The following is an 18,843-nucleotide window of genomic DNA, read 5'->3' on the forward strand; positions in this document are numbered from 1 at the left end:
CGCCGCGTGAGGGTCAAGCCGAGCCCGCCGCCGGGCCGAGGAGGTAGCGTCTCCGCGCGCGCGGCACGGTGTTCGCGCGGGGGAGGGGCCGGGGCATGGTGGGGCTGGAGAAGGCGGGGGCGCGGACGCGGCCGACGTACCGGCGGAGCGGGTGGACGACGTTCACCGGATGGGCGGCGCTGCTGAGCGCCGCGGGCGCGGTCGGCTGCGCCCTGTGGGGCGTCAGCCCGTATCCGCCGCTCGGCGTCGAGGCGGGGGCGGCCGCGCTGGCCGTGGTCTTCGCCGGGGCCTGGATCGTCGCCTCGCGCCGCGCGCCGGAGCACGTCGGCCTCGCCCCCGTCGGCGGGCGGGGGCCGGCGTGGGTGGTCGCCTGGCTGGTGCCGCTCGCCACGCTGGCCTGCTTCGACCTCGGGTTCATGGTGGCGCCGGAGTACGGGCGGGAGACCGAACGTCTGGAGGCGGCGGGGTACGGGAGGTACTCCGTCACCGTCGTCCGGCTCGCCGGGGACCCGGTCCGGGGGGACAACGCCTCCGACGAGCCGGTGTTCTTCCACACGGACCTGGTCCTGAGCCTCCCGTACGCCGACGGTCCGCGCGAGGTGACCGTGCCCGGGATGTACACGCGGTACGAGCCGCCCGCGCCGGGCTCGCGGATCGACGTGTACTTCGCGCCGCGCGACCCGCGACCGGACTCGCCGGTCCTGGAGGACGGCCGCCGGTGGGGCGTGGGGGTGATCGGCACGCGCCTGCTGATCGTCACCCTCATGCCGGTCGTCTTCGCGGGAGCCTTGCTCACGGGGGTCCTGCGGTACGAAATGCCGCGCGGCATACGGCGGTTCAGCCCCGCCGTCCACCTCCCCGCCCTCGGCATCCTCATCCTCGGCCTGCTGCTCCTGTTGCCGACCGTCCTGGGCTGGGACGTGACGAGCGTCCCGGTCCGCGTGGCGGCGTTCCTGTCGTGCGTGACACCGGGGGCGGCGCTGGCGTGGGCGTGGCGTTCGGCCTGAGGCCGCGGGCGCGGTAAAGGGGTGGGCGATGCGGTACGGCCCCGCCTAGGGTGAGCGCCCATGAGACGAGGGTGGGCGTTCGCCCTGGCCACGGCCGGTGCCGTGGTCGTGGCCGGGGGCGGGTACGTGGTGGGGGAGCGGACGGCCGGGCGGGACGACGGTCCGTCCTGTGCGGAGGTGCGGCAGACGGTCGAGGGCCTCTTCGGCGACTGGGTGAAGCTGGACACCACCGACCAGGTCGGGCCGATGAAGGTCCGGACGGCGGCCGACATCGTGCGGGAGCACGGGGACTGCTACCCCTACGCGACGCGGTCCGCGCTGCGCGCCGCCGTGCAACAGCTCGACGTGGCCGTCGAGTCCAACCCGATGCAGTACGCCGCGGGCCTCGTGGCCTGTCAGGCGGTCGTCGCGGACCCGGCCTCCTGCCGGGACCGGCCCGGGTCGTAGCCCCCCGCCCCGCGCCGGAGGCGCGCCGTCAGCGGCCGGGCCCTCCGGTCCTTACGGCGGGCGGCGCGGACCGGGCCCGGCGCCACGCCGCGTAACCCGTGCCGACGCCGCCCAGGATCAGCGCGGCGCCGAGGGCTCCGGCCGTCAGCACCGCCGGCGGGAAGCCCTCGCTGACGCGGCCGAGGACGCCGGCGGTCGCGACGGTGCCGTCCTGCTCGTCGAGGAAGTAGCGGGAGTCGTTCGCGTTGCCCCGGTTGTCGCCCATCAGGAACAGGCGGCCCTCCGGGACCGTCGCCTCGAACGGGACCGGCGTCGGGGGCAGGAGGTCCTTCTTCAGGTACGGCTCGTCGAGGGGTTCGCCGTTCACCGTGACCCGGGTGCCGTCGGACGCGACGTGGTCGCCGCCCTTGCCGATCACCCGCTGGATGACCGGTGCGCCGCGGTACCGGCCGGGGACCTGGAGGAGGAGGACGTCGCCCCGGCGTATGTCCTCCGCGTCGACGTCCGTGACGAGCACCAGCTTGCCCCGGGGGTGCGTGGGCGCCATCGCGTCGCCCATCACCGAGACCCCGCGGTGGGCCGTGAAGAAGTACAGGATGCCCCCCAGGACCGACGCCAGGCCCAGGGGGATCATCACCCACGCCGCGACCCTCAGCCGCCTGCCCGCTCTCCGCTCCCGCATGAACGTTCCTCCCTCCGCTTCCCCGCCCAAGGCCGGGCGGACCCGCCGAGGTTAGGGGTTCCCGGGCCGATGGCGCATCCGGCTTCCGTGGAGGCCCATCTCACAGCGTGGTACCCCGCTCGTCAGGGCCGCCGGCCCTCGACGAGGGGCGTGAGGCCGTCCAGCAGGGCGGTGAGGCCGCGTTCGAAGAGGGCGTCGAGGTCCAGGTCGTAGCCGTCCTCGAAGGCGCCGACCACCTTGGCGAAGGTGGGGAACCGGCCGGACTCCGCCAGCGCCTGGAGATCGGAGGCGCGGCTGTCCATCCACTGGCCCTCCGACTGGCCGGTGGCCGCCTCGGCGTGCGCCTCCCGTTCCAGGTGCACGGCCAGGCCCTGGACGTGGCTGTAGATCAGCACGTGGATGTCGAACAGCTCGGTGGGCGCGAGGCCGTGGCCGTCGAGGGCGGCCAGGATCCACTCGCCGTGGACGAGGAGGCGCGGGACGAGCAGCGGCCGGGAGAGGGAGCCGAGCTGCGCCAGCCAGGGGTGCTTCCGGTACAGGCGCCACATCGCCCGCGCGCCCAGTTCGACGCGGGCGCGCCAGCCCTCGGGGGCCTCCGCGGGGTACGTCTCCTCGCCGAACGCGGCGTCGGCCATGTGGAGGACGAGCTCCTCCTTGCTCGGCACGTACCGGTACGTCGACATCGGCGCGACGCCGAGGCGGGCCGCGACCCCGCGCATGGAGAGCGCGGTGAGGCCCTCGGCGTCGGCGATCCCGATGGCGGTGCGGACGATCCGGTCGAGGCTCAGTTCCTGTTCCCGCTCCCGCTCCTGGACGGGCCGCTGCGCGGGTTCCTCGGAGGGGGCGGCGGGAGGCCGGGCCGCGCCCGCGACGACCGTGCCGACCCGGGGGCGGGCCTCCACCAGGCCCTCCAGGCGCAGGGTCGTCAACGCCTTGGTGGCCGTGGCCAGGGCCACGCCCCACTCCTCGGCGATGCGCCGGGTCGAGGGGATCCGGTCCCCGGGGGCGAGTTCGCCGTCCGCGATGCGCCGCCGGATCTCGGCGACGATGCGCAGATAGGGCGGCGGGCCGCCCGGGGTCCTGGATGTGAGCTGCGTCATATCCCGCGCCTCTCCTGTCTGTACTAGGGCAGAGGGTAGCGGCGGCGATGGCGGCGAGGGGGCGTCTGGCCTAGTACAGGAAGCTTGAAGGGTTGTTGAGCGGTCTGCGCGTACGGCGTACGTTCAGTGCGTACATCGTACGAACCACTGAAGCGGATCCAGAGGGAGCTCCCCATGAACACGACCGTGCTCATCTCCGGCGGCGGCATCGCGGGCCCCGTCCTCGCCCACTGGCTGCGCCGCCGCGGCTTCGAGCCCACCGTCGTCGAGCGGGCCTCCGCCCCCCGCCCCGGCGGCCAGGCCATCGACGTCCGCGGCGTCGCGCTCGACGTCATGGAGCGGACGGGCCTGCTGGACCGGGCGCGCGGGCTGCGGACCCGGATGCGCGGCATGTCGGTCCTCGACCCGCAAGGCAACGAGGTCCACCGCTCCACCGAGTCGACCTTCAGCAGCGGCCGGCTCGACAGCGACGACATCGAGGTGCTGCGCGAGGACCTGGTGAGGATGGCGTACGAGCACACCCGCGCCGACGTCGAGTACCTCTTCGGCGACAGCCTCACCGGCCTCGACGAGGACGAGACGGGCGTGCGCGCCGACTTCGCGCACGGACCGTCCCGCCGCTTCGACCTCGTCGTCGGTGCCGACGGGCTCCACTCCACCGTGCGGCGCCTCGCCTTCGGCCCGGAGGAGGGCTTCTCCCACCACCTGGGCAGCTACCTCTCCGTCTTCGGCACGGAGAACTTCCTCGCCCTGGAGGACTGGCAGATGTGGCTCCAGGGCGACGGCGTGGGCTTCGGCATCATGCCCGTGCGCGACAACACCGAGCTGCGGGTCGCCTTCGGCTTCGAGTCGGGGCCGCTCGCCCCCGGACTCCGCACCGCCGACGCCCTCCGGCGTACCGTCGTGGAGAAGCTGGCCACCGTGGGCTGGGAGGGTGCCCGGCTTGCCGAGGCCGCCCGCACGGCCCCCGACTTCTACTGCGACGCCATGGCCCAGATCCGCATGGACCGCTGGTCGCGCGGCCGCGTCACCCTGCTCGGCGACGCCGGCTACTGCCCCTCACCGCTCTCCGGCCAGGGCACCAGCCTGGCGCTCGTCGGCGCCTACGTCCTCGCCGACTGCCTCGAGCGGGACGGCGGCGACCACGGCACGGCCTTCGCCCGCTACGAGGAGCGGATACGGCCCTTCGTCGACCTCAACCAGGCGCTGGCCACCGAGAACCCCGGCGGCCCCGCCTCCGAGGAGTCCGTCGCGCGCGCCAAGAACGCGATCGTGCTGGACGCCTGAACCGGGCCCCGTACCCTTCCGGCCGCTCGTTGTCAGAGCCGTCCGCTAGCGTGCGTCGGCCCGGCCCCGGCCCGCCCCCGGCGCCCGGCCCGGCTCCGACACCCCACGGGAGAGGCATCATGGACATCCTGCTCATCGGCGGTCTCTGGCTCGACGCATCCGCCTGGGACGACGTCGTGCCGGAGCTCGCCGCCTTCGGCCACCGTCCCGTCCCCGTCGCCCTCCCCGGCCAGGGCGACGGCGCCGCCGCCGCGACGCTCGCGGACCAGCGGGCCGCCGTGCTCGCGGCCGTCGACGCGGCGCCCGGAAAGCCCCTGGTGGTGGGGCACTCGGCGGCGTCCACCCTGGCCTGGCTGGCCGCCGACGCCCGGCCGGACCGGCTCGCCGGGGTCGCGCTGATCGGCGGCTTCCCCGCCCCCGACGGCCGGGCCTACGCCGACTTCTTCCCGGTCGAGGACGGCGCCGTGCCCTTCCCGGGCTGGGGCCCCTTCGAGGGCCCCGACGCCGCTGACCTGGACGCGGCCACCCGGGAGCGCTTCGCGGCCGCCGCCGTCCCCGTCCCCGAGGGGGTCGCCAAGGGCATCGTCCGGCTGACCGACGAGCGCCGCTTCGACGTCCCCGTCACGGTCGTCTGCCCCGAGTTCACCCCCGCCCAGGCCGAGCGGTGGATCGCCGCCGGCGAGAGCCCCGAACTCGCCCGCGCCCGCCGGCTCGCGTACCGCGACATCGACGCGGGCCACTGGCCGATGACCACCCGCCCCCACGCCCTCGCCCGCCTGCTCGCCGACATCGCGAACACCCGAGCCGCGGACGTGTCCTAGGCCGTCTCTTCCGGATCATGCCGGGCTCGCGGCGTCTTGCACGCACGCTCGCGGCGTTGTCGTCGGTCGCCGACTCCCCCAGCTACCGCTGGGAGGTGCCCCCACCGCGTCGACTCCCTCCTCCGCCTTGCGAGCGCACGCACCGGACGCCGCTCCCTGATCCGGCCTGATCCGAAAGAAACGACCTAGTCCGCCGTCACGCCCCAGTACCCGATCTCCGCCGGTGCGCCGTCCTCGTACAGGACCGTGCACCGGCCGAGGCCGCGGGTGGGGAAGAGGTCGTCGAGGTACGCGTCGGCGCGGAGGGCCGCCTTCCACTCCGCGCGCGTGGGCCGGCCGTGCGGGCACCAGGCGCGGACCTCCTCCTCGGTGAGGGGGCGCATGTACGGGCCCTCCTCCGGCTCGGTGGCGGCCACCGTGCGTATCTGGTCCAGGACGGTGGCGGTGCCGCCGGTGAAGATGTACTCGGCCCAGTCCTCGCTCCGCCACAGCTCCTCGACCGTACGGCCCGGGAAGCCCCGGTCGTCCCGGGCCAGTTCGGCCTCCTGGGCCCGCCGGAAGGCGACCGCCAGGTCGCTCTCGTACGGCCCCGTCTGCCACCAGCTGTTACCGCCCACCGCCCCGCCCCTTCCACGCCGTTCCGATCACGTCGCAGCCTAGGACCGGGGTCTGACAACGCCCCCTCCGGCGGCGCCGGTTCCGTACCCTGTCCGCATGGCATGCCGCATCAGTGAGCTGGTCCTCGAATGCGCCGACCCCGAGCGCCTCGCCGCGTTCTGGAGCGAGGTCCTCGGATACGTCGAACTGAACCGGGAGGAGGACGGCAGCATCGAGATCGGCCCGCCCGGCACCGGCTTCGGCGGCCCGCAGCCCACGCTCGTCCTCAGCCCCAACGACGCGCCCCGGAACGGCAGTCGGCGGCTGCACATCGACGTCAACGCGACCGACCGCGACCAGGACGCCGAGCTGGAACGGCTGCTCGCGCTCGGCGCCGTACCGGCGGACGTCGGCCAGACCGGCGAGGAGGAGTGGCACGTCCTGGCCGACCCGGAGGGCAACGAGTTCTGCCTGCTCCGCCGCCGCATCGCCCCCGTCGGCGAGGACGCCGTCCTGAAGTAGCGCCTCCTGCGCGGCCGTTCGGCGCCGAAAGGATCATCCGACGATCGGTCCCGGACGGGCGGAGGACCACTCCCCTGGGTGACTGCGGGGCCGGCGGTTGCCGCGCCATGATCATCCGCATGAGTGCCTCCCTGATCCGCCGCGCCTGCGCCGCGGCTCTGCTCCTGACGTCCACGCTCGCCCCCGCCGTGGCCGCCGCGCCCCCGCCCGGCGCCCCCGGCGCGGAGACCCAGCGCGCGGTACAGGCCCGCCTGCTCGGCGAGAAGATCGTCCCGCACAAGCTCGACTTCCGCGGCACCACGGTCGGCGGCCTCTCCGGCATCGACCGCGACCGGTGCACCGGCGAGTACGTCTTCATCAGCGACGACCGCTCCTTCCTCCAGCCCGCCCGCTTCTACACCGCGAAGCTGGACGTCGACGCCGCAGGCGTGCACTCCGTCGACTTCACCGGGACCCGCCCCCTCCTCCAGCCGGACGGCTCCGTCTACCCGTCGCCGGCGCTCGGCGACGGCAAGGCCATCGACCCGGAGGAGATCCGCGTCGACCCGGTCAAGTGCCGTTACTGGTGGGGCCAGGAGGGCGACCGGCCCGCCGTCGAGGGCCAGCCGGTGATCCAGCCGTCCATCGAGATCTCCGCGCCTGACGGCACCCACCACGGCACCCTGCGGCTGCCGGAGAACTACCTGATCACCGCCGACCGCGGCCCGCGCCGCAACCAGGCCGTCGAGGCGCTCACCTTCGGCGCCCGCGGCAAGGTCGTGACCAGCGCGATCGAGGGCCCGCTGGTCCAGGACGGCCCGGTGCCGGACACGACGCACGGCGCGCTCGTCCGCGTCACCCGGCAGAGCCGCGCCGGCCGGGTGCTCGGCCAGTTCGCGTACCCGATCGAGAAGATCTTCGCCGAGTCCGACCCGACCAGCCCGTGGGGCCCCGACACCGGCGTCCCCTCGATCCTCGCCTTCCCGGACGACCCCGAGCGCTACCTCGTCCTCGAACGCACCTGGGTCGCCGGCTCCGGATACAAGATCCGCCTCTTCGACGCCACCACCCGCGGCGCCACCGACGTACGGGCCGTGGACGCCCTGGTCGGCCGGGACGCCGTCCCCATGCGGAAGACGCTCGTCGCCGACTTCCACACCCTCGGCCTCTCCGCCGTCGACAACACCGAGGGCATGACCTGGGGGCCGACCCTCCCCTCCGGCGAGCGCACGCTGATCCTCGTCAGCGACGACAACTTCGCCTCGGACGCCGTCACCCAGCTCGTGGCCCTCGCGCTGCGCTGAGCGTGAGGTCCGAATTCGGCCAGCCCCGGGCGGAGGGCGCGGCGAGGCTGGGGGGATGAAGACCTTCACGCCGCGGGCCGTCGGGCCCGACGCACTCGCCGCCCTCCGGTCCGTCGACGACGCCGGGCGGGCCTGTGTCCCGTACGTCGCCCCCGAGGGCGGCGAGCCGTTGCGGTGCTGTCTGCGCGGGGCGCGGGCCGGGGAGCGGATCGCGCTCGTCTCGTACGCGCCGCTGCGGCGGTGGGCGGCGGCCACGGGGGCCCGGCCGGGGGCGTACGACGAGGTCGGGCCGGTCTTCGTGCACGCCGAGGCGTGCGCGGGGCCCGAGCCGGCCGAGGGGTACCCCTTCGAGCGGCCGGGAGCGCTGCGCACCGTCCGCCGCTACAGCGCCGACGGACGGATCGTCGGCGGGCGCCTCGTCGAACTCCCCGGCCTCGACGAGGCGTTCGCCGAGGCCTTCGCGGACCCGGAGGTCGCGCTCGTGCACGTACGGGCCGTCGAGTACGGGTGCTTCCACTTCGAGGTGCGGCGGCCCTGACGGAGGCCCCGGCGGCAGGCGGAGAAAACCGGTGGCGGCGGGCGGGGCGCGGTGTCTACCGTCGGAGGCGCTTCGATCCGTCCGTCGGCGGAAGGGCCTCGGGCCCTCCGCCGTACGTCCGGGCCCCCGGCCCGCAGAGAGGGTGTTGTATGCCCCGGCCCGCGCCGAGCGCGCCTCAGTCCCTGGCCCTCACCGCCTAGGCGGTCCCCTGCGCGAGGCCCGCTCGGCCGACTCCTGCTGTCAGTGACCCTTCCTCAGCAAGGAGCCTCCGGGTGACCATCACCATCACCATCGACACCTTCACCTGCGTGTGGTGCGGACTCACCGTCCACGCCCACGCCGCCGGCGGGCAGAGGCGCAACCACTGCCCGTCCTGCCTGCACTCCCGGCACGTCCACGACCACGTCGAGGGCGGCGCCAGCGACTGCCGGGCACGGATGACGCCGATCTCCATCGCCGTGCTGCGCACCGGCGACTGGATGGTCGTGCACCGGTGCGTCCGCTGCGACGAGCTGACCTCCAGCCCCGTCGCCGAGGACGACAACCGGCTCATCCTGATGCGGATGGCGGTGCGGCCGCTGGCCCAGCCGCCGTTCCCGCTCGAAGCGTTCGGGGACCTCTGACGTGGCCCGCCGTACGCGCACCGACGACCGGCGCCGCGGCGGGCGGCGCGCCCAGCGACGCAAGGACGTGCTGCACGGGCAGCGGAGCGGCCACCGGGAGCAGGACTTCCGGTGCGTCGCCTGCCGGCTCGTCGTCCCGCTGGCCGCGCCGGGCACGGCGCACCGCAACCACTGCCCGACCTGCCTCGCCAGCCTGCACGTCGACGGGCGGATCCCCGGCGACCGGGCGTCCGCCTGCCGGGGCCGGATGGCGCCGATCGGCGTCTCCGTCCGGCCCGACGGGGAATGGCTCCTCGTCCACGAGTGCCGGTCCTGCGGCGAACTCAGCGCCAACCGGATCGCCGACGACGACAACGCCCTCGCCCTGATGCGGATCGCCCTGCGCCCGCTGCGGGACCCGGGCGTGCCGGGCGTGGCCCAGGGGGCGCTCCTGGCGCTGTGAGCCGCCGGCCGCCCCCGGGGGGTGCGGGTCACTGCACGCAGAACTCGTTCCCCTCGGGGTCGGTCATCACCACCCACGCGCCGCCCTGCTCCGCCACCCGCCGCAGCACCGCCGCGCCCAGCCCCTCAAGGCGCTCCACCTCGGCGTCCCGGGTGCCGGGCGGGGCGTGCACGTCGAGGTGCAGCCGGTTCTTCACGGTCTTCGCCTCGGGCACCCGCTGGAAGAGGATCCGCCGGCCGAGGCCGGCCCCGTTCTCCTCCGACACGGGGTCGTCGGGGTGCCGCACCGCGGCGAGGTCGTGCCACCCGAGCCGCTCCTCCGGCTCCCCGGCGTGCACGGTGACGGTCACGGCCTCCGGTACGGCCCCGGCGCCGAGCAACTGCCCGACGAGCTTGCTGTGGTCCTCCTCCTCGTACCGGAGGGCGGCCGCCCAGAACGCGGCCTGGGCGTGCGGGTCGGCGCAGTCGACGACGAGCTTCCAGTGCAGTGGCTCCATCCTCCCGACCCTCCCCCACCCGCCCCCACGCCGCCACCGGAATGCCGGACCCCCGGCCCTCAGCCCCGGACCCGGTCCAGCAGCCGCGTGCCGCCACGGATCCCACTGCACCCGCGCCCGGCGCAGCTCCCGCTGCCAGGTCGCCGGGAGCGACGGCTTGATCCACGTCATCCGGTCCCGCTTCCAGCGTCCCGGAACCGCCCGTCCCGCGCGGCGGGCAGGCCGATCTCCGGCGGTACGCCTGGTGGCCGCGCTCCGGCCATCGGATTTCGCGCGGTCAGGCGCGGACGTCGTCCGGGGCGGGAAGGGGACCGGCGGCCTTCTCGGCCGTCGGGCGGGTCGCCGCTTCCCCGGCCGTCGGGCGGGGGCTCGTCTCCTCGGCCGTCAGGCGGGTCGCCGCTTCCTCGGCCGCTCGGGCCACCGCCGCGCGGCTGCGGCGGGCGGTGCGGAGGGCGTCCCAGGTGAGGAGCGTGAGGGCGAGCCAGACCAGGGAGAAGCCGGCCCAGCGCTCGGGCGGCATGGCCTCGTGGAAGTACACGACGCCGAGGAGGAACTGGAAGACGGGCGCCAGGTACTGGAGCAGGCCCAGGGTGGAGAGCGGGACCCGGATCGCCGCCGCGCCGAAGCAGATCAGCGGCACCGCCGTGACGACGCCGGCCGAGGCGAGCAGCGCCATGTGGCCGACGCCCTCGGAGCCGAAGGCGAGTTCGGAGCGCGAACCGAGGAAGACCAGGTAGCCGAGGGCCGGCAGGAACTGGACGGCCGTCTCGGCCGCCAGCGACTCCAGGCCGCCGATGTTGACCTGCTTCTTCACCAGGCCGTAGACGGCGAAGGAGAAGGCGAGGACGAGGGAGATCCACGGCGGGCGCCCGTACCCCACCGCCAGGACCAGCACGGCCGCGAAGCCGATGCCGACCGCCGCCCACTGCGCCGGGCGGAGGCGCTCCTTCAGGACGAGGACGCCGAGCGCGATCGTCACCAGCGGGTTGATGAAGTAGCCGAGCGAGGACTCGACGACGTGCCCGTTGTTCACCGACCAGATGTAGAGGCCCCAGTTCACGGTGATGACGGTCGCGGCGATCGTCAGCAGGCCCAGCTTGCGCGGGCTGGCCGCCAGCTCCCGCACCCAGCCCCAGCGGCGCAGCACCAGGAGGGTGAGGCCGACGAAGGCGAACGACCACACCATCCGGTGCGCCAGGATCTCGCCCGCGCCGGCCGGCTTGAGGAGCGGCCAGTAGAGCGGGAACAGGCCCCAGATCGCATACGCGGCGATGCCGTACAGCAGGCCGGCACGGCTCTCGCCGCCTTCCGTCGTCCCGGCCGTTCCGACCGTTCCGGCCGTTCCGTCCGTCTCTCTTCCGCCCATGAGGAGCCTCCCGCCCTGCGCCGCGCTGTTCCGACGAAGGTAGCGCCGCACAGGGCAGGCTGTCATGTGTGTACCGCTATACGGTCATGACCTTGAAGGGCGAACTACTCCGCCGCCGCCAGCGCCTCGCCGATCGTGGTGCCGATCGGGGTCGTCGGGCGGCCGATCAGCCGCGCCAGGTCACCGGTCCGGATCGCCAGCGCGCCCCGCTCGATCGCCTTGTCGACGTCGACGAGGATCGCCGCGAAGGGCTCCGGCACCCCGGCGCCCGTCAGGATCTCCAGGTGCGTCTCGGCCGGCACGTTCGTGTACGCGATCTCCCGGCCGGCGCGGGCGCCGACCTCCGCCGCGTACTCCGCCAGCGACCACGCCTCGTCGCCGCTCAGCTCGTACGCCCGGTTCAGGTGCTCCGCGGCCGGCCCGCTCAGCACCGCCGCCGCGGCGGCCGCGTAGTCGGCGCGGGAGGCGGAGGCGACCCGGCCCTCGCCCGCGTTGGCGACGACGGCTCCGTGGGCGAGGACGGGGGCCAGGTTCGCCGTGTAGTTCTCGCTGTACCAGCCGTTGCGGAGGAAGGTGTACGGCAGCCCCGAGGCCAGGATCAGCGCCTCGGTCTCCTTGTGCTCCGCCGCCAGGTCGAAGTCGGCGTCCGGGCCGCCGAGCACGCCGGTGTACGCCAGCTGGGCCACGCCCGCCGCCTTGGCCGCGTCGATCACGGCGGCGTGCTGCGGCACCCGCTGCCCGACCTCGCTGCCGGAGATCAGCAGCACCCGGTCGCCCGCCGCGAAGGCGTCGGCCAGTGTCTCGGGGCGGCTGTAGTCGGCGATCCGCAGCTCGACGCCGCGCTCCGCCAGGTCGGCGGCCTTCTCCTTGTTCCGCACCACGGCGGCGACGGAGCCGGCGGGGACGGTCGGGTCGGCGAGGAGGGCGTCGACGACGAGACGGCCGAGCTGTCCGGTGGCTCCGGTGACGACGATGCTCATGGGGCTCTCTCTTCCTTCGCGGTGCGGTGATCGGGGCGATGCACTTACCGTACGAGGTGCGCTAACCAATCGAAAGTACCCACTTTGAAGTAAGGTACTGGTGTGAAGGTAAGTGCCGAGATTCCCGTGACCCCCCTGCTGGCCGGCGCCGACGGCACCATGTGCCCGTCCCGTCTCGTCCTGGAGCACGTGACCAGCCGCTGGGGCGTCCTCGTCCAGATCGCCCTCCTGGAGCGCTCGTACCGCTTCAGCGAACTGCGGCGGCGGATCGGCGGCGTCAGCGAGAAGATGCTGACCCAGACCCTCCAGACCCTGGAGCGCGACGGCTTCGTCCACCGCGAGGCCCGGCCCGTCATCCCGCCCCGCGTCGACTACAGCCTCACCCCGCTCGGCGAGGAGTCCGCCCGCCGCGTCAGGGAGCTGGCCCTCTGGACCGAGTCCCGGGTCCCCGCCGTCGAGGCGGCCCGCGCCCGCTACGACGCGGAGCGCGGGTGACATGGGCGCCCTGCCTGACGACCGCCCTCTGAAGCGTCGGCCCTAGTCGAAGTAGAGACGGTTCGAGGAGACGATGTTGGGCGTCACGTTCTTCAAGTTGTTGAACGTATGGGTGAGTGCCGCGACGTACATGTTGTACTCCTGGAAGCTGACCATCCGGTTCACGTGGTACGGGTCCGAGCCGCCGATGAGGCTGGGGCAGACCATGCAGATCGCGGAGTTGGCGCGGTTGTCCCAGCCGACCGTGCCGAGGTTCGGGTAGTCGCAGTAGAGGTTTACCGATGACCCCGAGCCGTTGTCGCCGTCGAAGTAGCGGATGGTCACCCATGGATGGCACGTCGCCGCTGCGGCGGACTCCGTGCGCGTTTCTTCCGGGCCCGCGACTGCTAGTGGCCGATTGGCGCCCGTGGTGACCGCAGAAGGCAGGCCGCCCCGTTCCATGAGGTCGAGTTCGGCTCCGCGTTCCGTCGCGAAGCACGTCAACTGTCCTCGCCCGTTCGCGTCGTGGCAGTGGGTCTCGGCGGGCGGCCGAGACGTTTCCGTGCCAACCGAGGTCAGGGGCGCGGGGGGCGTCATGGTCATCGCGAGTACGACCGAACTGGCGAAGAGTCCGATTTTCATCATGCGCCGAGGCTTTGAGCGCCCTGCCTCGACCAGTAGTCACTGTTGCGTCAAATCCGGTGAAAAGAAGTGGAGTTGCCGGGAAAAACCGAGGGGCACGGCCATGCAGGCCGTGCCCCTCGCCGTGTCCGGCCGCCGCGTCAGCCGACCACCGTCCAGGTGTCGTTGCCCGCCAGCAGGCGGGTGAGGTCGCCCTCGCCCTGCTGGGCCGCGGCCCGGTCGAGCTGGTCGGCCATGAGGGTGTCGTAGACCGGGCGTTCCACCGAGCGGAGGACGCCGATGGGCGTCTGGTGGAGGGTGTCCGGGTCGGCGAGGCGGGAGAGGGCGAAGGCGGTCGTCGGCGAGGCCGCGTGGGCGTCGTGGACGAGGACGCGCGACTCGTTCTCCGGCGTCACCGTGACGACCTCCAGGTCGCCGGTGGCCGGGTCGCGGACGACGCCCTTCTCGTTCTCGGCGCCGAAGCGGATCGGCTGCCCGTGCTCCAGGCGGATCACGGCCTCCTTGGCCTGGTCCTTGTCCTTGAGGACCTCGAAGGCGCCGTCGTTGAAGATGTTGCAGTTCTGGTAGATCTCCACCAGTGCGGTGCCGTCGTGGTCGGCGGCCTGGCGCAGCACCTCGGTGAGGTGCTTGCGGTCGGAGTCGACCGTGCGGGCGACGAAGGTGGCCTCCGCGCCGAGGGCGAGCGACACCGGGTTGAAGGGGGCGTCGAGGGAGCCCATCGGGGTCGACTTGGTGATCTTGCCGACCTCGGAGGTGGGGGAGTACTGGCCCTTGGTGAGGCCGTAGATCCGGTTGTTGAAGAGCAGGATCTTCAGGTTCACGTTGCGGCGCAGGGCGTGGATCAGGTGGTTGCCGCCGATCGACAGCGCGTCGCCGTCGCCGGTCACCACCCACACCGACAGGTCGCGGCGCGAGGTCGCCAGGCCGGTGGCGATGGCCGGGGCGCGGCCGTGGATGGAGTGCATCCCGTAGGTGTTCATGTAGTACGGGAAGCGGGAGGAGCAGCCGATGCCGGAGACGAAGACGATGTTCTCCTTCGCCAGGCCCAGCTCGGGCATGAAGCCCTGGACGGCGGCGAGGACGGCGTAGTCGCCGCAGCCGGGGCACCAGCGGACCTCCTGGTCCGACTTGAAGTCCTTCATCGTCTGGGCGGCCTCGGCCTTGGGCACCAGGCTCAGCAGGTTCTCAGGCATCGATGGCCTCCTTGAGGGCGGCGGCGAGCTGCTCGGCCTTGAACGGCATGCCGTTGACCTGGTTGTGGCTGCGGGCGTCGACGAGGTACTTCGCCCGGACGAGGGTGGCGAGCTGCCCGAGGTTCATCTCGGGGATCACGACCTTCTCGTATCCCCTGAGGACCTCGCCGAGGTTCTTCGGGAAGGGGTTGAGGTGGCGGAGGTGGGCTTGGGCGATGTGGCCGCCCTCGCGGCGGATGCGGCGTACGGCGGCGGTGATGGGGCCGTACGTGGAGCCCCAGCCGAGGACCAGGGTCCGGGCGCCGTCCGGGTCGTCGACCTCCAGGTCGGGCACCGCGATGCCGTCGACCTTGGCCTGGCGGGTGCGGACCATGAAGTCGTGGTTGGCGGGGTCGTACGAGATGTTGCCAGTGCCGTCCTGCTTCTCGATGCCGCCGATGCGGTGCTCCAGGCCGGGCGTGCCGGGCACGGCCCAGGGGCGGGCGAGGGTCTCGGGGTCGCGCTTGTACGGCCAGAAGACCTCGGTGCCGTCGGCCTGGGTGTGGTTCGGGCCGGTGGCGAAGGCGGTGCGCAGGTCGGGCAGGTCGGCGACCTCGGGGATCCGCCAGGGCTCGGAGCCGTTGGCGAGGTAGCCGTCGGAGAGCAGGAAGACCGGGGTGCGGTAGGTGAGGGCGATCCGGGCCGCCTCCAGGGCCGCGTCGAAGCAGTCGGCCGGGGTCCTGGGGGCGACGACCGGGACGGGGGCCTCGCCGTTGCGGCCGTACATCGCCTGGAGGAGGTCGGCCTGCTCGGTCTTGGTCGGCAGGCCGGTGGACGGGCCGCCGCGCTGGATGTCGACGATCAGCAGCGGCAGTTCCAGGGAGACCGCGAGGCCGATCGTCTCGGACTTCAGGGCCACGCCCGGGCCGGAGGTGGTGGTGACGGCGAGGGAGCCGCCGAAGGCCGCGCCGAGCGCGGCGCCGATGCCGGCGATCTCGTCCTCGGCCTGGAAGGTCCGGACGCCGAAGTTCTTGTGCTTCGACAGCTCGTGCAGGATGTCGGAGGCCGGGGTGATCGGGTAGGAGCCGAGGTAGAGCGGCAGCTCCGCCTGCTTCGAGGCGGCGATCAGCCCGTAGGACAGGGCCAGGTTCCCGGAGATGTTGCGGTACGTGCCGGTGGGGAAGGCGCGGGTCGCGGGGGCGACCTCGTAGGAGACGGCGAAGTCCTCCGTGGTCTCGCCGAAGTTCCAGCCGGCCCGGAAGGCGGCCACGTTCGCCTCGGCGATCTGCGGCTTCTTCGCGAACTTGGACCGCAGGAAGGCCTCGGTGCCCTCGGTCGGCCGGTGGTACATCCAGGACAGCAGCCCGAGCGCGAACATGTTCTTGCTCCGCTCGGCCTCCTTCCGGGACAGGCCGAACTCCTTCAGCGCCTCGATCGTGAGGGTCGTCAGCGGCACCGGGTGGACGCGGTAGCCGTCCAGCGAGCCGTCCTCCAGCGGCGAGGTGGCGTAGCCGACCTTGGCCATCGCCCGCTTGGCGAACTCGTCGGTGTTCACGATGATCTCGCCACCGCGCGGCACGTCGGCGATGTTCGCCTTCAGCGCGGCCGGGTTCATCGCGACCAGCACGTTCGGCGCGTCGCCGGGGGTCAGGATGTCGTGGTCGGCGAAGTGGAGCTGGAAGGACGAGACGCCGGGCAGGGTGCCTGCGGGGGCGCGGATCTCGGCCGGGAAGTTCGGCAGCGTCGACAGGTCGTTCCCGAAGGACGCCGTCTCCGAGGTGAAGCGGTCACCCGTGAGCTGCATGCCGTCACCGGAGTCGCCCGCGAACCGGATGATCACCCGGTCGAGGCGTCGGACTTCCTTCTCGGCGCCGTTGCGGGCCTCCGCGGGGGCGCTGCGCTGCTCCCCGAGCAGGGCCTCGCCGGCCTCGCTACTGACCTGGCTGGTCACTTACTGGACCTCCCTAGCGGCAAGCGGGACTCTTCGCCCACCCTACGACTGCGGGGTGGGCGGTCCCGGGGATTCTCACATGATGGGCTCCCGGCTGAGACGCCCATGTGTCCTGCGTTGTCCCGTTCTGCGCCTACCCGGATTGCTCCGGAACGCGGCATTCCGACTCGTTCTTCCGTCCTAGGACCCCCAGGGGCCCGAAGGGCCGTATCTGACAGGGTGTCAGAAGATCAAGGGTGAGGGCGGGTCCCGCCCCGCGGCACGACGCCGGCCCGCTCAGGACCTGAGGTACGTCAGCACCGCGAGGACCCGGCGGTGGTCGCCCTCGCTCGGCGACAGGCCCAGCTTCAGGAAGATGTTCCCGATGTGCTTCTCCACCGCGCCGTCGCTCACCACCAGCTGCTTCGCGATCGCCGAGTTCGTCCGGCCCTCGGCCATCAGACCCAGGACCTCCCGCTCGCGCGGCGTCAGGTGCGCCAGCACGTCCTGCTGCCGGCTCCGCCCGAGCAGCTGCTGGACGACCTCCGGGTCCAGGGCCGTACCCCCCTCGGCCACCCGCACCACGGCCTCGGTGAACTCGCGGACCTCCGCGACCCGGTCCTTCAGCAGATAGCCCACACCGCGCGTGGAACCGGCCAGCAGTTCGGTGGCGTACTGCTCCTCCACGTACTGCGACAGCACCAGCACCCCGAGATCCGGATACTCCGCGCGCAGCCGCACCGCCGCCCGCACCCCCTCGTCCGTGTGGGTCGGCGGCATCCGCACGTCGGCCACCACCACGTCCGGCAGCGCGCCCGCGTCCGCCAGCTCGGCGACCGTCTTCACCAGCGCGTCGCCGTCCCCGACCCCCGCGACGACCTCGTGGCCCCGGTCCGTCAGCAGGCGGGTCAGTCCCTCGCGCAACAGCACCGAGTCCTCGGCGATCACCACGCGCACCCGGCCCGCCACCTCACCCACACCCACGCCCGCTGCCCCCATGCTCCTGCTCGTCTCCGTGCGACCCGGTCGGCATCGCGTGATCAGCATCGCAGGAAAGGCCGCGCGAAAGGGGACGCCGGAAAGAAACATCAAGGGGAACCGCGAGCGCCCCCCGCCCGGTGCGCGCGCCTCAGGCGCGCCAGGGCAGCTCCGCGGTGACCGTCGTCGGACCGCCCTCCGGCGAGTCCACCGCCAGCACCCCGTCCACCGAGCGCAGCCGCTCCGCGAGCCCCGCGAGACCCCCGCCGCGCGCCGGGTCCGCCCCGCCCACGCCGTCGTCCCGCACCTGGAGCATCAGCCGCCCCTCCGACCGCCACACGTCCACCGAGGCCCGCCGCGCCCGGGCGTGCCGCTCCACGTTCCGCAGCAGCTCCGCGACCGTGAAGTAGGCCAGGCCCTCGATCGCCGGCACCGGACGGCCCGGCAGCTCCACCGTCACCGACACCGGCACCGGGCAGCGCGCCGCCACCGCCGACAGCGCCGCGTCGAGGCCACGGTCGGTCAGCACCGCCGGGTGGATGCCCCGCGCCAGGTCCCGCAGCTCCTTCAGCGCCAGCTTCACCTCGCCGTGCGCCTCGTCCACCAGCACCGCCGCCGCCTCCGGGTCCCGGGCCAGCGTCTCCTTCGCCATCCCCAGGTCCAGCGCCAGCGACGCCAGCCGCGCCTGCGGCCCGTCGTGCAGGTCCCGCTCGATCCGCCGCAGGTCCGCCGCCGCCGTGTCCAGGGCCGCGCCCCGGTCCGACTCCAGCTCCGTCACCCGCTCCGCCAGCCGGCCCCGGCCCAGCAGCCCCGCCGCCAGCACCCGGTCCACCGCGGTCAGCCCCCGCACCACCGGCGGCCACGCCAGCACGACCAGCAGCCCGACCGCGAAGGCGACGCCCACCTCGAAGGGCGAGTCGACGTACAGGGCGCGGTGCTCGTCCCCGTACAGCTGGATCCCGTCCTGGCTCAGGTACGCCGGGAACACCCACCGCCACACCGGATACGTGAACAGGCCCCAGCCGACCGAGAAGACCGTCACCGACACGCAGAACGAGAACACCGCCCACGGGAAGTGCACGAGCGCGTACAGCAGGTGCCGCCACGAGGCCCCGCTCCGCAGCACCGCCGCCATCCACGAGAACGGCCCGCCGGTCCGCCCGCGCACCGGCTCCGGCGCCGGCACGTCCGCGCCGAGCAGCCCCCGCACCCGGGCCCGCTCCACCGCCCCGAAGCCCCGGCACACCACCAGCGACGCCGCCAGCACCGGCACCCCCAGGAAGGTGATCAGCAGCCCGGCGCCCGCCGCGGTCAGCGAGATCGCCAGCGAGAACGCCACCACGCTCAGCGGCAGCCCGACCAGGGTGAACAGGAAGGCCCGCCAGGTCCGCCCCTGGAAGGGGGCCCGAAGGGCGGAGGGAACGAGCGGCGAGGCCATCGGGACGTCCTTCACGGA

At 73.5% G+C, this 18,843-nt stretch carries 21 protein-coding genes; 10 read left to right on the forward strand and 11 right to left on the reverse strand.

What is annotated here, in order from left to right; genetic code table 11:
- Positions 1-95: 95 nt before the first annotated feature.
- Positions 96-1,007 carry a hypothetical protein gene (locus ABFY03_RS22255; RefSeq protein WP_346170703.1) on the forward strand — a complete coding sequence of 304 codons (912 nt, stop codon included), beginning with the start codon at positions 96-98 and terminating at the stop codon, positions 1,005-1,007.
- A gap of 60 nt (positions 1,008-1,067) precedes the next feature.
- Positions 1,068-1,454, forward strand: coding sequence for a hypothetical protein (locus ABFY03_RS22260; RefSeq protein WP_346170704.1), 387 nt, complete (start codon positions 1,068-1,070; stop codon positions 1,452-1,454).
- Positions 1,455-1,482: 28 nt separating this feature from the next.
- On the opposite strand, the gene lepB is transcribed toward ABFY03_RS22260, so the two are convergent.
- Together lepB and ABFY03_RS22270 are read right to left on the reverse strand one after the other, a co-directional pair.
- A complete protein-coding gene (lepB, locus tag ABFY03_RS22265) occupies positions 1,483-2,136 on the reverse strand; it encodes a signal peptidase I (RefSeq protein WP_346170705.1) in 654 nt (217 codons plus the stop codon).
- A 122-nt stretch (positions 2,137-2,258) separates the two neighbouring features.
- Positions 2,259-3,236, reverse strand: coding sequence for a TetR/AcrR family transcriptional regulator C-terminal domain-containing protein (locus ABFY03_RS22270; RefSeq protein ID WP_346170706.1), 978 nt, complete (start codon positions 3,234-3,236; stop codon positions 2,259-2,261).
- Between the two features lie 174 nt (positions 3,237-3,410).
- On the opposite strand from ABFY03_RS22270, the gene ABFY03_RS22275 reads away from it, so the two are divergent.
- Both ABFY03_RS22275 and ABFY03_RS22280 read left to right on the forward strand, forming a co-directional pair.
- Positions 3,411-4,523: an FAD-dependent monooxygenase gene (locus tag ABFY03_RS22275; RefSeq protein WP_346170707.1), complete on the forward strand. Its 1,113-nt coding sequence runs from the start codon at positions 3,411-3,413 to the stop codon at positions 4,521-4,523.
- 119 nt (positions 4,524-4,642) lie between these two features.
- Entirely contained in the window at positions 4,643-5,344 is a 702-nt protein-coding gene (locus ABFY03_RS22280) for an alpha/beta fold hydrolase (RefSeq protein ID WP_346170708.1), read from the forward strand.
- Positions 5,345-5,529: 185 nt separating this feature from the next.
- On the opposite strand, the gene ABFY03_RS22285 is transcribed toward ABFY03_RS22280, so the two are convergent.
- Complete coding sequence (locus ABFY03_RS22285; RefSeq protein WP_319010270.1) at positions 5,530-5,961, reverse strand: hypothetical protein; 432 nt, start codon at positions 5,959-5,961, stop codon at positions 5,530-5,532.
- Between the two features lie 97 nt (positions 5,962-6,058).
- Between ABFY03_RS22285 and ABFY03_RS22290 the strand changes: the two genes are divergently transcribed.
- The 5 genes from ABFY03_RS22290 to ABFY03_RS22310 all read left to right on the forward strand — a co-directional run bounded on the left by ABFY03_RS22290 (position 6,059) and on the right by ABFY03_RS22310 (position 9,349).
- Entirely contained in the window at positions 6,059-6,463 is a 405-nt protein-coding gene (locus tag ABFY03_RS22290) for a VOC family protein (RefSeq protein WP_346170709.1), read from the forward strand.
- 119 nt (positions 6,464-6,582) lie between these two features.
- Positions 6,583-7,746 carry an esterase-like activity of phytase family protein gene (locus tag ABFY03_RS22295; protein ID WP_346170710.1) on the forward strand — a complete coding sequence of 388 codons (1,164 nt, stop codon included), beginning with the start codon at positions 6,583-6,585 and terminating at the stop codon, positions 7,744-7,746.
- 55 nt (positions 7,747-7,801) lie between these two features.
- Positions 7,802-8,284, forward strand: coding sequence for a DUF1203 domain-containing protein (locus ABFY03_RS22300; RefSeq protein WP_319010267.1), 483 nt, complete (start codon positions 7,802-7,804; stop codon positions 8,282-8,284).
- Between the two features lie 272 nt (positions 8,285-8,556).
- Positions 8,557-8,907: an RNHCP domain-containing protein gene (locus tag ABFY03_RS22305; protein WP_346170711.1), complete on the forward strand. Its 351-nt coding sequence runs from the start codon at positions 8,557-8,559 to the stop codon at positions 8,905-8,907.
- 1 nt (position 8,908) lies between these two features.
- A complete protein-coding gene (locus ABFY03_RS22310; RefSeq protein WP_346170712.1) occupies positions 8,909-9,349 on the forward strand; it encodes an RNHCP domain-containing protein in 441 nt (146 codons plus the stop codon).
- 28 nt (positions 9,350-9,377) lie between these two features.
- On the opposite strand, the gene ABFY03_RS22315 is transcribed toward ABFY03_RS22310, so the two are convergent.
- From ABFY03_RS22315 to ABFY03_RS22325, 3 genes are all read right to left on the reverse strand, one after another.
- Positions 9,378-9,845 (reverse strand): VOC family protein, encoded by a 468-nt coding sequence (locus tag ABFY03_RS22315; RefSeq protein WP_319010264.1) that lies wholly within the window; start codon positions 9,843-9,845, stop codon positions 9,378-9,380.
- Positions 9,846-10,122: 277 nt separating this feature from the next.
- Entirely contained in the window at positions 10,123-11,211 is a 1,089-nt protein-coding gene (gene rarD / locus ABFY03_RS22320) for an EamA family transporter RarD (protein WP_346170713.1), read from the reverse strand.
- A 104-nt stretch (positions 11,212-11,315) separates the two neighbouring features.
- Positions 11,316-12,191, reverse strand: a complete 876-nt coding sequence (locus tag ABFY03_RS22325; RefSeq protein ID WP_319010261.1) for an NAD(P)H-binding protein — start codon at positions 12,189-12,191, stop codon at positions 11,316-11,318.
- Positions 12,192-12,350: 159 nt separating this feature from the next.
- Here ABFY03_RS22325 and ABFY03_RS22330 point away from each other — a divergent pair, with 159 nt between their 5' ends.
- Complete coding sequence (locus tag ABFY03_RS22330) at positions 12,351-12,686, forward strand: winged helix-turn-helix transcriptional regulator (RefSeq protein ID WP_346172285.1); 336 nt, start codon at positions 12,351-12,353, stop codon at positions 12,684-12,686.
- Between the two features lie 42 nt (positions 12,687-12,728).
- On the opposite strand, the gene ABFY03_RS22335 is transcribed toward ABFY03_RS22330, so the two are convergent.
- From ABFY03_RS22335 to ABFY03_RS22355, 5 genes are all read right to left on the reverse strand, one after another.
- Positions 12,729-13,010: a hypothetical protein gene (locus ABFY03_RS22335; protein WP_346170714.1), complete on the reverse strand. Its 282-nt coding sequence runs from the start codon at positions 13,008-13,010 to the stop codon at positions 12,729-12,731.
- Positions 13,011-13,447: 437 nt separating this feature from the next.
- A complete protein-coding gene (locus ABFY03_RS22340; protein WP_319010258.1) occupies positions 13,448-14,500 on the reverse strand; it encodes a 2-oxoacid:ferredoxin oxidoreductase subunit beta in 1,053 nt (350 codons plus the stop codon).
- Complete coding sequence (locus tag ABFY03_RS22345; protein WP_319010257.1) at positions 14,493-16,430, reverse strand: 2-oxoacid:acceptor oxidoreductase subunit alpha; 1,938 nt, start codon at positions 16,428-16,430, stop codon at positions 14,493-14,495. The genes ABFY03_RS22340 and ABFY03_RS22345 overlap by 8 nt, the downstream gene beginning before the upstream one ends.
- Positions 16,431-16,706: 276 nt before the next feature.
- Complete coding sequence (locus ABFY03_RS22350; RefSeq protein ID WP_031009246.1) at positions 16,707-17,366, reverse strand: response regulator transcription factor; 660 nt, start codon at positions 17,364-17,366, stop codon at positions 16,707-16,709.
- 172 nt (positions 17,367-17,538) lie between these two features.
- The gene (locus ABFY03_RS22355) at positions 17,539-18,825 is read right to left on the reverse strand and encodes a sensor histidine kinase (protein ID WP_319010256.1); all 1,287 of its coding nucleotides are present in this window, start codon (positions 18,823-18,825) and stop codon (positions 17,539-17,541) included.
- Positions 18,826-18,843: the final 18 nt, after the last annotated feature.

Source organism: Streptomyces roseofulvus, assembly GCF_039534915.1.
GTDB lineage: Bacteria > Actinomycetota > Actinomycetes > Streptomycetales > Streptomycetaceae > Streptomyces > Streptomyces roseofulvus.